This is a genomic window from Parachitinimonas caeni (genome assembly GCF_030129945.1).
Classification (GTDB): domain Bacteria; phylum Pseudomonadota; class Gammaproteobacteria; order Burkholderiales; family Chitinimonadaceae; genus Parachitinimonas; species Parachitinimonas caeni.
Window position 1 is genome coordinate 1 of record NZ_JARRAF010000255.1, and the last position, 275, is coordinate 275.

The window sequence follows — 275 nt, forward strand, 5'->3', positions numbered from 1 at the left end:
CGTTCCAGGTGGTCCAGTGCAGATCAATCGGATCGCCCCCCCGCCAGGGGCCGGCCGGTTCCAGCCGCAGGTCTTTCACCTGCAGGTTGGCCGTGGCCGCCAAGGTGCTGCGGAGGCTGAGGCGGGCGCTGTTGTTGCTGGCAGCTGCACCGGTCTCGCCTTGCTGGTGGCGCGGGTCGCTGTCGATCACCAGCTCGAATTCGCCGGCGCCTGCCGGGCCATGGGGCAGGCGCAGGCTGAGTTGACGGGCCCGGCTGCTGCCGGCAGCCAGCGGC

1 protein-coding gene is annotated in these 275 nt (G+C 71.6%); it reads right to left on the minus strand.

Annotated elements, in window-relative coordinates:
* A partial coding sequence (locus PZA18_RS24575; RefSeq protein WP_284103508.1) for a hypothetical protein occupies window positions 1-275 on the minus strand: 275 nt, incomplete at both ends.